The 12,946-nt window shown below is 70.3% G+C and carries 12 protein-coding genes; 6 read left to right on the top strand and 6 right to left on the bottom strand.

Going from position 1 to position 12,946, the window contains the following annotated elements; genetic code table 11:
* Positions 1–7: 7 nt before the first annotated feature.
* On the bottom strand, positions 8–508 hold the full coding sequence (locus tag ACZ4IF_RS35315) for a carboxymuconolactone decarboxylase family protein (protein ID WP_467570444.1): 501 nt from the start codon (positions 506–508) through the stop codon (positions 8–10).
* A 126-nt stretch (positions 509–634) separates the two neighbouring features.
* On the opposite strand from ACZ4IF_RS35315, the gene ACZ4IF_RS35320 reads away from it, so the two are divergent.
* Positions 635–1,624, top strand: coding sequence for a pirin family protein (locus ACZ4IF_RS35320; RefSeq protein WP_467570447.1), 990 nt, complete (start codon positions 635–637; stop codon positions 1,622–1,624).
* A 135-nt stretch (positions 1,625–1,759) separates the two neighbouring features.
* Here the strand turns inward: ACZ4IF_RS35320 and ACZ4IF_RS35325 are convergent, their stop codons facing one another.
* On the bottom strand, positions 1,760–2,332 hold the full coding sequence (locus tag ACZ4IF_RS35325) for a hypothetical protein (RefSeq protein WP_467570450.1): 573 nt from the start codon (positions 2,330–2,332) through the stop codon (positions 1,760–1,762).
* A gap of 241 nt (positions 2,333–2,573) precedes the next feature.
* Between ACZ4IF_RS35325 and ACZ4IF_RS35330 the strand changes: the two genes are divergently transcribed.
* Positions 2,574–3,392: a hypothetical protein gene (locus tag ACZ4IF_RS35330; RefSeq protein WP_467570452.1), complete on the top strand. Its 819-nt coding sequence runs from the start codon at positions 2,574–2,576 to the stop codon at positions 3,390–3,392.
* A gap of 43 nt (positions 3,393–3,435) precedes the next feature.
* Here ACZ4IF_RS35330 and ACZ4IF_RS35335 read toward each other — a convergent pair whose 3' ends face one another.
* The 3 genes from ACZ4IF_RS35335 to ACZ4IF_RS35345 form a co-directional block, all read right to left on the bottom strand.
* Positions 3,436–4,047 carry a hypothetical protein gene (locus ACZ4IF_RS35335; RefSeq protein WP_467570456.1) on the bottom strand — a complete coding sequence of 204 codons (612 nt, stop codon included), beginning with the start codon at positions 4,045–4,047 and terminating at the stop codon, positions 3,436–3,438.
* A gap of 128 nt (positions 4,048–4,175) precedes the next feature.
* On the bottom strand, positions 4,176–5,054 hold the full coding sequence (locus tag ACZ4IF_RS35340; RefSeq protein ID WP_467570459.1) for a TIGR03943 family putative permease subunit: 879 nt from the start codon (positions 5,052–5,054) through the stop codon (positions 4,176–4,178).
* Positions 5,051–6,070 carry a permease gene (locus ACZ4IF_RS35345; protein ID WP_467570461.1) on the bottom strand — a complete coding sequence of 340 codons (1,020 nt, stop codon included), beginning with the start codon at positions 6,068–6,070 and terminating at the stop codon, positions 5,051–5,053. Before ACZ4IF_RS35345 ends, ACZ4IF_RS35340 begins: the two co-directional genes overlap by 4 nt.
* 202 nt (positions 6,071–6,272) lie before the next feature.
* On the opposite strand from ACZ4IF_RS35345, the gene ACZ4IF_RS35350 reads away from it, so the two are divergent.
* The 4 genes from ACZ4IF_RS35350 to ACZ4IF_RS35365 all read left to right on the top strand — a co-directional run bounded on the left by ACZ4IF_RS35350 (position 6,273) and on the right by ACZ4IF_RS35365 (position 12,336).
* Positions 6,273–7,775, top strand: a complete 1,503-nt coding sequence (locus ACZ4IF_RS35350) for a purine-cytosine permease family protein (RefSeq protein WP_467570464.1) — start codon at positions 6,273–6,275, stop codon at positions 7,773–7,775.
* 32 nt (positions 7,776–7,807) lie between these two features.
* On the top strand, positions 7,808–8,398 hold the full coding sequence (locus tag ACZ4IF_RS35355) for a cysteine hydrolase family protein (RefSeq protein WP_467570467.1): 591 nt from the start codon (positions 7,808–7,810) through the stop codon (positions 8,396–8,398).
* A gap of 278 nt (positions 8,399–8,676) precedes the next feature.
* Entirely contained in the window at positions 8,677–11,646 is a 2,970-nt protein-coding gene (locus ACZ4IF_RS35360) for a carbohydrate binding domain-containing protein (protein WP_467570470.1), read from the top strand.
* A gap of 267 nt (positions 11,647–11,913) precedes the next feature.
* The gene (locus ACZ4IF_RS35365) at positions 11,914–12,336 is read left to right on the top strand and encodes an SseB family protein (protein WP_467570473.1); all 423 of its coding nucleotides are present in this window, start codon (positions 11,914–11,916) and stop codon (positions 12,334–12,336) included.
* A gap of 183 nt (positions 12,337–12,519) precedes the next feature.
* On the opposite strand, the gene ACZ4IF_RS35370 is transcribed toward ACZ4IF_RS35365, so the two are convergent.
* Positions 12,520–12,909 (bottom strand): MarR family winged helix-turn-helix transcriptional regulator, encoded by a 390-nt coding sequence (locus ACZ4IF_RS35370; RefSeq protein WP_095932470.1) that lies wholly within the window; start codon positions 12,907–12,909, stop codon positions 12,520–12,522.
* Positions 12,910–12,946: the final 37 nt, after the last annotated feature.

Raw genomic sequence — 12,946 nt, forward strand, 5'->3', positions numbered from 1 at the left:
CTGCCCGTCAGCTGTGCGTCCGAGGGCCCTCGATCCTGCGCACGGGATGCTTGCTCATGATCGAGACGCGGTTGAAGGCGTTGATGGTGATCGCCACCCAGATCACCGCGGAGACCTGGTCGTCGGTGAGCGCCCGGTGGGCTTCGTCGAGGGCGGATTCCTGCGCGGCCGCGTCCGTGGGATCGGTGGTGGCTTCGGCGACGGCGAGAGCGGCGCGCTCCTCGGGCGTGAAGAGTTCGGTGTCCCGCCAGGCCGCCAGCACGCCCAGCCGCTGAGTCGACTCGCCCAGGCGCAGGGCTGCCTTGGTGTGCGTGTCGAGGCAGTAGGCGCAGCCGTTGATCTGCGACACGCGGAGGTTGACCAGCTCCACGAGCGTGCGGTCGAGTCCCGCGTCGGCGGCGACCGCGCGCACCGCCTCGGACGTCTGGACCATGGCGTGGTACGCCTTGGGGCTCTGCTTGTCGATGAAGATCCGCCGGGTCGCGGAGTCCGTCGTGGGGCTGGTCAAGGTGGCGCTCCTTCGGGGCCGCTCCCCGGCTCCCTTGTCGGTCGTGTGGGCGAAGGTGTCGTGGTTCTATGATCCAGGCATAATTGTTGAACATGAAATCATCATGTGGGTGAAAGGCGGTCCACGATGAGCAACGTCGAGGCCAGACCGGTGGAAGTGCGCTGTGGGACGTCGGCGGACGGCGCCCGGCCGGCGGATTCGCCGCGGGTCGACGTACTGGCACCGCGCGACGTGCCACTGGGCGGCCCGCGGGCGATGACCGTGCGCAGGACGCTGCCGCAGCGCGCCAGGACGCTGATCGGAGCATGGTGCTTCGCCGACCATTACGGCCCCGACGACGTGTCCGCGACCGGCGGCATGGACGTGCCGCCTCACCCGCACACCGGGCTGCAGACGGTGAGCTGGCTGTTCAGCGGCGAGATCGAGCACCGTGACAGCCTCGGCAGCCACGCCTTCGTGCGCCCCGGCGAACTGAACCTGATGACCGGCGGACACGGGATCAGCCACTCCGAGGTCTCCACCGCGCGGACCGCCGTCCTGCACGGTGTCCAGCTCTGGGTGGCGCTGCCCGCCGAGCACCGCGACGCCGAGCGGGACTTCCAGCACCATGCGCCCGCCCCCGTACGCATCGCCGGAGCGGAGATCAGGGTCTTCCTCGGTTCCCTCGCCGGGGACGACTCCCCGGTGCGGACCTTCACGCCGCTGCTCGGCGCCGAGATCCTCCTCGAACCCCGGGCGACGGTCACGCTCGCCGTGGACCCCGGCTTCGAGCACGGCCTGCTCGTCGACCAGGGGGACGTCCGTATGGCCGACACCCTGCTGCGACCCGCGGAACTGGGCTACGTCCGCACCGGAGCGGACACCCTCACGCTGACGAACGGGTCGGACGGCACGGCCCGCGCAGTCCTGCTCGGCGGAACGCCGTTCGAGGAGGAGATCGTCATGTGGTGGAACTTCATCGGCCGCAGCCACGACGACATCGTCCGGGCGCGCGAGGAGTGGGAGGCGGCCTCGGACCGCTTCGGCGCCGTCGAAGGACACGGCGGGTTCCGACTGCCCGCTCCCGCCCTGCCGAACGGCGTCCTCTCGCCCCGCGGCAATCCGCCTCGTCACTGACGGCCCGTCACTGTTCGTTCCCCGAAATCGCACCCACGTCGGGGAGCCCGTGTGCTCACCGGCAGGGCCCCTCCGCGGTGCCCCAGTTCAGTGATCAACGGGACGCGTGGGGGCGGCGGCCGAAGCGTCATGCCTTCAGGAATCGGCAGCGTCGCGGAATCTGATGGTCGCCGGATCCCAGACGTAGTACCGACTGAAGGAGATGAGGCCTTGCCACTCGGGTTCGTAGAACCGTGGTTGTACCCAGGCGACGGACCGATGGCCCGGACCGTGGAAGTGAGCCCGTAGTCCGCCCTCGTGCCAGCGGCCGCCCACGCGCACCTCGACCGCGCGGTGCGGCCAGTAGGAGACGGGTCTGTCGTCGAAGCAGTCGAGCATGTCGTCGCCCGCGATCGCCGCGTCGCCGTTCTGCTGGGCGGCCTCGGCCGCCGCGGGGACATGGTGTTCGGCGTACAGCAGGCTCATGCGGTGGGGGTCCCAGAGAACCCAGGTCATGCGGATGGTGGGCCGGGGCCAGTCGAGAATGACGAGCAGGGCGCGACGGCCGTCGGGCTGGTCGCGGTAGGCCAGTACCTGCGTCTTCTGTCGTCGGCCGGCCCTCTGGAGCGTGAGCGTGAGTCCCGTTCGGGCGAATTCGGTGTCCCTCCAGTCCGGCACCTGGTCCGGCACTGGGAGGGCAGCCTCTTCCACATCACGCCATTCGGTCATGCGTTCGAATGTAGCGGGATGCGTGTGACGGCACGAGACCTCATACGGGTGAAGGCGTTGTCGAGTCGACCCGGCAGGGGCGCTCCGGCCGGGGCGCCGTTCGCGAGTGGCCGACGAGTGCGGCGCGCGTGCGAGGGGTTGCATCCCGTCACGAGGTGGAATGCGTGCCCCACCCACCGACTGCCGTCCACCCCGTGCTATGCCTGCTTCAGCTTATGAAGAACGGGTGGAGGGGGCGGCAATGGGACAGCGGGCGTGGGCCACGACGGGCAAGAGGGACAATCCCGACCCGAAGGCGGCGGGCCGGGCGCGGCTCACGGGCATGGCACTGATCGTGCTGTCTCTGATGGGGGCGGTGCTGAGCTACCTGGCGTTCGCGGTGTGGGTGCCGGGCCAACAGGACCGCTACGAGCACTACCGGGCAGCCGAGCCGTGCCCGACGCGGGCGACCCCGCAGGAGGTGGCTGCGAAGGACTGCCTCACCACCTGGCACTTCACCGTCACGAAGGCTGAGTCCACGTTCACAGGAAAGGTCACGGCCTACAAGGCGACCCTCGAGGACAAGGGCGACGACTCCTGGCAGAGGGTCGTGCGATTCAGCGACTCCGGACCGCTCTTCGACAAGCTGCACCGGGGCGACGAGGTCACCGCGACCGGATGGCGCCGCGACATCGTCGTGCTCAGCAAGGACGGCGTCCGCCAGAACACCTCCGACGCACCCCGCGACGAGCGTCAGGGGAACGCCGCCCTGGCCGTCCTCCTCGTCCTCCTCGCGGCCCAGGCGCTGGTGTTCGGCACGGTCCGCCTGGCCAGACCGACCGCCTACGCGCCCTTCGTCTGGGAGCCGTACGGCAGGTGGCTGGCCTTCAGCGACATCTGCGTCGGCGTGGGCGTGGGGGCCGCATCGGTGTGGCTCGGCATCCCGTGGTGGACCGTGCTCGTGACCGTGCCGGTGGTGGTCTGCACGGTGATGGTGCTGCTTCTGCGCCGTCAGCGGCGCGCGACGGCGGGCTCGGCGAAGGTGAGGCGGCAACAGGGCGCGCGAGTGAGCTCGCGATGACTCGATCCACAGACGCGTACGAGGAGATCGCTCCGATTGCGCGTCACGCGAGGGTGTAGGTGATCACAGCACGGGCCGGGAAGCGGAAGTCGTCGCGGAGCGTGGGAGAGACCTCGACCGTGACGCTGACGCGCGAACCGGTGGCGCTCGTGGAGTCGTAGATCCAGACCGGGCCCCGCAGGGGAGACCCGCACAGACCCTCGGGGAGCTCGATCTCGTCATCGGCGACCCCCTTGGCGCCGTACTTCTCGTCGAACAGGGGCTTGCCTTCCGGGAGGATGCCCGCGCGGCGGAGGTAGTCCGGTATCTGGTTGCTCTCGAAGGTGACCGCAGCGCTGCCGTTCCTGGTGAAGTAGTGGACGTCGGAGGCACCGGTGGGAATCGGTGCACCCCCGGCCCGGATCACACCGGGCAGCTGCATGTCGCTGCCCGCACAGGCGCGGTCGTCCCCGAACGGATGGAACAACTCGCCCCGGAACAGCCAGACCAGGCCGCCCGCCATCAGGGCCAGGACCGCCACCGCGACCACCAGGCAGGACAGCCGCCGCCGCCATACGGAGCCGCCGTGCTCCGTATCGTCCACGTCGTCCAGGTACCAGGCCTCGTCCACCCCGTCCGAAACGGCTCGACCGCTCGTCGCTCTTTCCGCACCCATGACACGCCCCCTCAGGCTCACCGCACATGATCTGCGGCAGCATATGCCCGCGCGATGGTTCGGGTACCGGGCCCCTTGTGCCTGGTCGGGAGTGAGGTCGACACACCCGGGGCTGTAGTGAGCCGGGCTCAGTTGTTCCAGCTCTCGTCGTACGGGTCCCGCGGCGACTGGACCGGCTTCGCACTGCTGACGTCCAGGAACGGGATGACGCCGCCGTTGACGGGGTCCTTGCTCCGCCTGTCGGTGTACGTGCCGGTCACTTCGAGCCAGCCGTCCGGCCGCAGCACCGGCGGGATCCGGCCGCTCAGACCGACCTTGACCGGCTGGGCGTCTGCGGCGCAGCAGTTGAGAGCCATGCGCACCAGGTACGGCGTTCCGGCGTGGTCCAGGGCGACGAAGCCCGTGATCCTGATGTGCCGGCCGACGAGCGTATGGCCGTGGTCGTAGGCGGCGCGGCCCGCGTAGTCGACCAGGCTCATCGGGAGCGGGTCGCGATCGCCCAGCGGCGGATAGGCGAGCGGCTTCTGCAGTGCCGTACCGGTGCGCAGGGCGCTGTAGGAGCCCAGGGCGGGCGGGGCGACCAGGATCAGGGCGAGCAGGGGGAGGACGAGGAGCCAGGAGACGAGCGGCTCGCGGTGGGAATGGCCGTGGCCGTCCGCGTCGTTCGCGTCCTCGACTGCCTGCCCGTGCCGGTGCCCGTCGGCATCGGCGGCGGTGCGCTCGTGCCGACTCCCGTCCGCGTCGGCGGTGGCGGTGCGCTCGTGCCGGTTCCCGTCGGCGTGCCCCGCCTCGTGGGCGGCCCGCGCGCCCCTCCGCCACGGGGCGCCCCGACCGCGCATCTCGTACCAGACGGTGGCGACGGCAGCCGCGATGAGCACGACGCCGGCCCCCAGCAGCATGGGGCGCAACCCGGCCTTCACGTACCGGAGATAGAGGTCGGTCGCGCCCGCGTGGAGGACCGCCGCGCCGACGAGGAAGAGGACCGCCGCCTGTGCCTGACGGTTCACAGCAGCACCGCCCCGACCAGGACCGACACGGTGATCGCCAGGGCGAACGTGGCCGGGGCGAACCGCAGGGCGAATCCGCGGCCGAACGTGCCGACCTGCATGGCGAACAGCTTGAGGTCGATCATCGGCCCGACGACCAGGAACGCCAGCCGCGCGGTGAGCGAGAACTGCGACAGCGACGCGACCACGAACGCGTCGGCCTCGGAACAGATCGACAGCAGCACGGCGAGGACCGCGAGGGCGAGGACGGACACCACGGGGTTGCCGGCCGCCGCGTGCAGCCAGCTCGCCGGGACGACGGCCTTGAGCGTGGCCGCCGCCATCGCGCCGACCACCAGGAAGCCTCCGGCGTGCATGACGTCGTGCCGCACCGAACCCCAGAACGCTGCCCCTTTGCCGAGGCCTTCGTGCGCGGGACGGGACGGCGGGCGCAGCCAGTCGGTGCGGCCGAGCCGCTGCCACAGCCAGCCCATCGCGCACGCCACGAGCAGACTCGCCACGAACCGGGCGAGCACCATCCGCGGGTCGTCGGGAAAGGCCACCGCGGTCGCGGTCAGCACGATCGGGTTGATCGCGGGAGCGGACAGCAGGAACGCCAGCGCCGCCGCCGGAGTGACACCGCGTCGCACCAGCGCCCCGGCCACCGGCACGGAGGCGCACTCGCAGCCGGGCAGCACGGCACCGGCCATCCCCGCGACGGGCACCGCGAGGGCGGGTCGCTTCGGCAGCGCGCGGGCGAAGAACGTCGGCGGCACGAACACCGCGATCACCGCCGAGAGCAGTACGCCGAGCACGAGGAAGGGCAGCGCCTGGACCACCACCGCGACGAACACGGTCATCCAGCTCTGCATCACCGGCGCGGACAACGCCTGCCGCACCGGTCCCTGCGCAGCCACCACGAGGAGCAGGACCATCGTCAGGACGAGGGGGGAGTTGAACTGCCAGCCACGCGGGCCCTGTCGGTCGTCCGCGTCGCCGCGGTCGACCGGGGGCGGGGCTGCCTTCGTGATGGTCACGGGTGAGGTACCTCCGGTAGGGAAGGGCTCGGTGGCTCGCTGCCCCTCGACCTTCAGTACGCCGGTTCGGGCACAGCTTCTCATCGTGGGGCACGGAGATTACCGGCCGGAGGGGGTCACCGGCCCGTTCATCAGGCTCCCTTGACGGTCCGGGAGCCTCCACCTAGCCTCGCGCCGACACGTCCAGAGGGGGAGGTCCATGATGGCCGGCTTCACGGACGCCACCGGCAGCTCCGCGGGCGGGCCGCTCCAGGTGGAGGCGCACGGTCTCGACGTGATCCGCGACAGCGAGCGCAAGGGCACTCCGCGCACACTGTTCTGGCCCTGGTTCGGGGCCAATGTCTCGATCCTGGGGCTCAGTTACGGTGCTTTCGCGCTCGGCTTCGGCATCTCCTTCTGGCAGGCGCTGGTCGCCGGAGTGATCGGTATCGTCTTCTCCTTCCTGCTGTGCGGTTTCGTCGCGGTCGCGGGCAAGCGGGGCTCAGCGCCGACGATGGTGCTCGGCCGGGCCGCGTACGGGGTGCGGGGCAGCCGTCTGCCGGCGGTGATCTCGTGGATGCTCACCGTCGGCTGGGAGACCGTGCTCACGGCGCTCGCGACCATGGCCACCGCGACCGTCTTCGAGCGGCTCGGGCACGGCGGCGGCACCGGGACCCAGGTGGTCGCGCTGGTCGTCGTCGGCGCGCTGACGGTCGTCGGCGGTGTGATGGGCTTCGACCTGATCATGCGTCTGCAGACCGTGATCACCGTCGTCACCGGCGTGTTGACCGTCGTCTACATCGGGCTGGTCACCGACCACATCCACTGGCACACGGTGAGCGCCGTACCGGCCGGGTCCGCGCAGGAGTTCATCGGCGCGCTGGTGTTCATGATGACCGGGTTCGGCCTGGGCTGGGTCAACGCCGCCGCCGACTACTCGCGCTATCTGCCGCGTTCCTCGTCCGGCCGGGGCGTGATCGGCTGGACCACCTTCGGAGCCTCGGTGGCGCCGCTGCTCCTGCTCGTCTTCGGCCTCCTCCTCGCGGGGTCCTCCGACGAGCTGAGCAAGGCCGTGGCCCTCGACCCGATCGGCGCGCTCACCACGATCCTGCCCACCTGGTTCCTGGTTCCCTTCGCGGTCGTCGCCGTGCTCGGCCTGGTCGGCGGCGCGGTCCTGGACATCTACTCCTCCGGGCTCGCACTGCTGTCCGCGGGGCTGCGGGTGCCGCGCTGTCTGGCGGCGCTCGTCGACGGTGTGCTGATGATGGCCGGCTCCGTGTACATCGTGTTCTTCGCGGACGACTTCCTGGGCCAGTTCATCGGTTTCCTCACCACCTTGGGCGTCCCGGTGGCCGCCTGGTGCGGGGTCATGCTGGCCGACCTGGCGATGCGCCGCCGCGACTACGACGAGGGCGACCTGTTCCGCAGGAGGGGCCGGTACGGCGACGTGCCGCTCCAGCCGCTGCTGCTCACCGTCGTCGCCACCGCACTGGGCTGGGGTCTGGTCACCAACTCCGCGGCCGGCTGGCTGGAATGGCAGGGCTACTTCCTCGGCCCGTTCGGTCTCGGCGGCAGGGACGGTGACTGGGCCTACGCCAATCTGGGCGTCCTGGTCGCGCTGACCCTGGGCTTCCTCGGCACCCTGGCCTTCGGGGTCGGCCGCGTGAAGGCGCAGGAACGACTGGACCCGAGCCCGGCCGCCGGGGCGGAGGCCGTCCGCGCGTGAACAGCGGTCCGCGGCGACGGGACGGTCACCGTGTGGGCGGGGGTCCCCCCGGGGGAGAGGGGGCGAGCAGCGCGGAGGGCGGGCTGCTCGCGGTCATCGACATGCAGCGTGTCTTCGCCGAGCCCGGCAGTCCGTGGGCCACGCCCCGCTTCGACGAGGCCGCCGACGGCGTACGCCGCCTGCTGCCGGCCTTCGGTGACAGGGTCGTCTTCACCCGCTTCGTCGCGCCCGAGGAGCCGGCCGGTGCCTGGCGGGCGTACTACGACCGGTGGCCCTTCGCGCGCCGGCCACCGCAGTCCCCGCTGTGGGACCTGGTGGACGGGCTCGCGGTGCGGGCCGCGCAGCAGGTGGATGCCACGACCTTCGGCAAGTGGACGCCGGAACTGGCCGGGCACCTCGGCACCGGGGGACCGCTGGTCCTGGCTGGCGTCAGCACGGACTGCTGCGTCCTGTCCACCGCGCTCGCGGCCGCCGACGCGGGAGTCGAGGTCCTCGTGGTGGCGGACGCCTGCGCGGGTGCCGACGACACGGCACACGCCGGGGCACTGCAGGTGATGGACCTGTACCGGCCGTTGATCCGGGTCGTCACCGTGGCCGAGGTGCTCGCCGCCGAACTGTCCTGACCGAGTCGCTCACCGCCCACGGGCCGTGACCGTGGGTGGGGCTCGGGTGCCGGTGTCGGCACCCGAGCTTGCGAATCACCGACCCGCCCCGACCCGGCGACGCCCTCGGCCCGAGCCCCCGCCGAGGGCGTCAGAACGGCACCGCGTACCCGGCGCTGCGCGATCTCTTTACGTCTCTGTCATGTCCCTGTAGCTTCCGCCTGCAAGGGCTTTCTGGAACTTTCCGGTTCTTCTTGCACTGCAGCTCCCCACTCCCCGGCTCCCGTTGGAGACCCGCGATGAGACGTAGACCCCCACCCCTGCTGCTGCGCCCGCTCCTCGCCTTCGTGACGGCGCTCGGACTGTTCGGGCTGGTCCCGCCCGGCGACGACCCTGCCCCCATGACATCCGCCGCAGCCGCGTCGAACAGCGCGACCGTCTTCTACTACACGAAGACCAAGAATTGGCCGGCCACCTATCTGCACTACGCGCCCGACGGCGGATCCTGGACCACCGTCCCCGGCGTGCGGATGGAGACCGCCTGCACCGACTGGGTCGAGGCGACCGTCGACCTCGGATCGGCCACCGGACTCCAGGCGACCTTCAACAACGGCAGCGGCACCTGGGACAACAACGGCGGGAGCAACTACGCCCTGGGCACGGGCGACATCACCGTCAAGGACGGGGTGATCGCGCACAGCGACCCGTGCGCCGACGGCGGCACCGGGAGCGGCAACCAGGCCACCGTCTACTACTCGACCGCCACCTCCGGCTGGACCACCGCCAACATCCACTACGCGCCCGCCGGCGGCTCCTGGACGACCGTCCCCGGCCTCGGCATGGAAGCGGCCTGCACCGGCTGGTGGAAGAAGACCCTCGACATCGGGACGGCCACCTCGCTGAAGGCCGCGTTCAACAACGGCAACGGCGTCTGGGACAACAACAACAGCGCCGACTACACCATCCCCACCGGCACGACGACCGTACAGAACCAGAAGGTCACCACCGGCGCCAAGGACCCGTGCGCCGCCGAGGCGCCCGACACCGAGGCCCCGACCGCGCCCACCGAGGTCACCGCGAACGCCACCGGCACGTCGGTGGTGGTGAGTTGGGGCCCGGCCACCGACAACAGGGCGGTGACGAAGTACCAGGTGACCCGCACCGGCGGCACCCAGGGCACGCTCGTCACCGATGTCGGCTCGACGGTGTGGTCCGACACGGGTCTGGAGGAGAAGACGAGTTACACGTACACGGTGAAGGCCGTCGACGCTGCGGGCAACACGTCACCGGCCTCGGCCGAGGCCACCGTCACGACCGGTGAGAAGGCCACCGAACCCGCGGCCGGCACCCCCTTGGGCACCGATCCGCGCAAGGACCCCGTCTACTTCGTCCTCACCGCCCGCTTCTACGACGGCGACAGCTCCAACAACCGTGGCGGCAGCCAGCACGTGAAATCCGGCAACGCAGCCAACGACGACCCCATGTTCCGCGGCGACTTCAAGGGCCTGGTCGACAAGCTCGACTACATAAAGGCCCTCGGGTTCTCCGCGGTCTGGATCACGCCCGTGGTCCTCAACCGCTCGGACTACGACTACCACGGCTACCACGGCTACGACTTCTACAAGGTCGACCCGCGACTGGAGTCGGCCGGCGCCTCCTACCAGGACCTGATCAACGCGGCCCACGCCAAGGGCATGAAGATCTACCAGGACGTCGTCTACAACCACAGCTCCCGCTGGGGTGCCAAGGGCCTGTTCACCCCGACGGTGTACGGAGTGCGCGACTCCCAGTGGAGCTGGTACTACGACGAGAAGAACGACGGTTTCGAGTACGACGGCCTCACCGTCGAGCCCAAGTCCGGGAAGTCGTACTACAACGGCGATCTGTGGTCGACGGCCGAACCCTCCGGCAACACCTGCGTCAACTGGGGCAAGCCCACCGGAGGCAAGAGCGCCGAGGGCTACACCCTGTACAACTGCCAGTGGCCGAGCCCCACGTCGGGCATGTTCCCGAAGACGTACTACCACCAGTGCTGGATCGGCAACTGGGAGGGAGAGGACTCCCGTTCCTGCTGGCTGCACGAGGATCTCGCCGACTTCAACACGGAATCGGCGCCCGTGCAGAACTACCTGATCGGCGCCTACGACAAGTACATCGACATGGGCGTGGACGGATTCCGCGTCGACACCGCCGTACACATCCCGCGCGTCACCTGGAACCGCCGCTTCCTGCCCGCCGTCCAGGAGCGCGTCACCCAGCGGTTCGGAGCGGAGGCGGCACGGAACTTCTTCGTCTTCGGCGAGGTCGGCGCCTTCGTCAACGACAAGTGGAACCGCGGCTCCGTGAACCACTCGGCACAGTTCTTCACGTGGAAGGAACGCAAGGAGTACAGCGCCGACGACGCGACCGCGGCCATCGAGCAGTACGACTACGAGGAGCAGCTCGGCACCGGCAACCAGCCCACGTCCACCAACGCCTTCCTCAGCGGCAACAGTTACCACGCGCCGGACCACAGCCGGTTCAGCGGAATGAACATCATCGACATGCGCATGCACATGAACTTCAGCGACGCGCAGAACGCCTACAACAACGGCAAGGACTCGGACGACTCCGTCAACGACGCCACGTACAACGTCGTCTACGTCGACAGCCACGACTACGGTCCCAACAAGTCGAGCACCCGCTACAGCGGAGGCACCGACGCCTGGGCCGAGAACATGTCGCTGATGTGGACCTTCCGCGGCATCCCGACCCTCTACTACGGCTCGGAGATCGAGTTCCAGAAGGGCAAGCAGATCGACTGCGGGCCCACGTGCCCGCTCGCGACCACCGGCCGGGCCTACTACGGCGACCACCTCGCCGGGTCCGTGACGGCGTCCGAGTTCGGCAAGGCCGACTCGGCGAGCGGTGAGGTCGCCACCACCCTGGACCAGCCGCTGGTCAAGCACCTCCAGCGACTTAACCGGATCCGCCGCGCGATCCCTGCGCTCCAGTCGGGCCAGTACTCCACCGAAGGCATCACCGGCTCGATGGCCTTCAAGCGCCGCTACACCAGCGGGTCCACCGACAGCTTCGCCCTCGTCACCGTCACCGGGGACGCCACCTACACCGGCATTCCGAACGGCACCTACCGGGACGCCGTCACGGGTGACGTGAAGACCGTCTCCAACGGCACGCTCACGGTGGCGGCACCGGGCAAGGGCAACCTCCGGGTCTATGTGCTCGACGGTCCCGGCAAGATCGGGAGCGACGGCCCGTACCTGAAGTGACGGTCCCGGTCTCGATGCGCGGAACGCGCAGTACCGAAAGCGAACCCGCACCGTGCCGCGGCGGACGTGCCGGGCCCGGGTCCCGAGGGCCTGGACCCGGCACCCCGCACGGGCCGCGACCGGCTCGGACCGCCGTCCAGGAGCGTCCTGCTCCTGCCCGGAAGCGATCACGAGGGTTGCCGCGCACCAGGGTGGGTACGCGTCGGGCGTTGCGCCCGGGAACGATCGTGTCCCGGGTGTCCCGTCCGCGACTATCCGGGATCTGCCATGGACACACCCTCGAACAACCACGACCGGCTCAAGGCCGCCCCGACACCGGCCCAGGAGGCCCTGAACGCCCTCGCCGAGAACACCGAGGACACGGCGGCTCTGGACACGCTCGCGGGCAGCGACGTGCTGGTCCCCGTGCCCGACGACGCCGTCGAGGAGGGCATGGCCGACCCCTCGGCCGTGGCGCTGCCCGTCCTGGACCAGCCGGGCGGCGCCCAGGTGGTGCCGGTGTTCACCTCCGAACTGGAGATGGCCGAGCTGCTGCCGTCCGTCTCCCGCTACCGGCTGGTGCCGCTCGGGGCGCTCGCCTCCCAGTGGCCCTCGGGCGACCTGGCACTCACCATCGACGCGAGTTCGCCGCACGGCCTGACGCTCACCTCGGAAGGCGTCCGCACCCTGCTGGCCCGGCCGGCGGACTGAGCACGCCGACCCGAGACCTTGCCGGGACCCGGAAGTCCGCGCAGCCCACGAGCCCGGCGGTCCGCGCCACCACGTGCTTTCCGCCGGGCTCGCGTCGTGGCCTGCCACGCGGTGAACGCCGTCGGGAACCGCACGTCGCCGACGCGGGGCCGACCGCCGTCCGCGCTCCTCGGTGAACGGGTCCTAGTCGTGCAGCATCCGGGCGAGGACCGCCCGCTGCAGCGGGAGCACCTCGGAGTGCAGGTCGCGTCCCTGCCGGGTGAGCGCCACCCACACGCCGCGCCGGTCCTCCTGGCAGACGGTGCGCTCCACCAGGCCCTCCTTCTCCAGCCTGCCGATCAGCCGGGACAGGGCGCTCTGGCTCAGGTGGACCTGGCCCGCGATGTTCTGGACGCGGCACAGCTCGCCGGGCTCCGCGACGCGTGAGGCGAGGATGTCGAGCACCTCGAAATCGCTCGCGCCGAGGCCGTGAGGATGCAGCGCGCGGTCGATCTCGCACATCGTGCGCGCGTGGACCGCGAGGATGTCCCGCCACTGGTCTTCCAGCCGGGCGTCGGACGTTTCCGTTGCCATAACTGAACGGTAACAGAGATCCGGCCATTCGTTGACC

It is taken from the genome of Streptomyces sp. NPDC025784 (assembly GCF_055558435.1).

Coding starts and splice junctions, on each gene's coding strand:
- ACZ4IF_RS35320 (WP_467570447.1), top strand. CDS start 635: ATGAGCAACGTCGAGGCCAGACCGGTGGAAGTGCGCTGTGGGACGTCG.
- ACZ4IF_RS35325 (WP_467570450.1), bottom strand. CDS start 2,332: ATGACCGAATGGCGTGATGTGGAAGAGGCTGCCCTCCCAGTGCCGGAC.
- ACZ4IF_RS35330 (WP_467570452.1), top strand. CDS start 2,574: ATGGGACAGCGGGCGTGGGCCACGACGGGCAAGAGGGACAATCCCGAC.
- ACZ4IF_RS35335 (WP_467570456.1), bottom strand. CDS start 4,047: ATGGGTGCGGAAAGAGCGACGAGCGGTCGAGCCGTTTCGGACGGGGTG.
- ACZ4IF_RS35350 (WP_467570464.1), top strand. CDS start 6,273: ATGGCCGGCTTCACGGACGCCACCGGCAGCTCCGCGGGCGGGCCGCTC.
- ACZ4IF_RS35360 (WP_467570470.1), top strand. CDS start 8,677: ATGAGACGTAGACCCCCACCCCTGCTGCTGCGCCCGCTCCTCGCCTTC.
- ACZ4IF_RS35365 (WP_467570473.1), top strand. CDS start 11,914: ATGGACACACCCTCGAACAACCACGACCGGCTCAAGGCCGCCCCGACA.
- ACZ4IF_RS35370 (WP_095932470.1), bottom strand. CDS start 12,909: ATGGCAACGGAAACGTCCGACGCCCGGCTGGAAGACCAGTGGCGGGAC.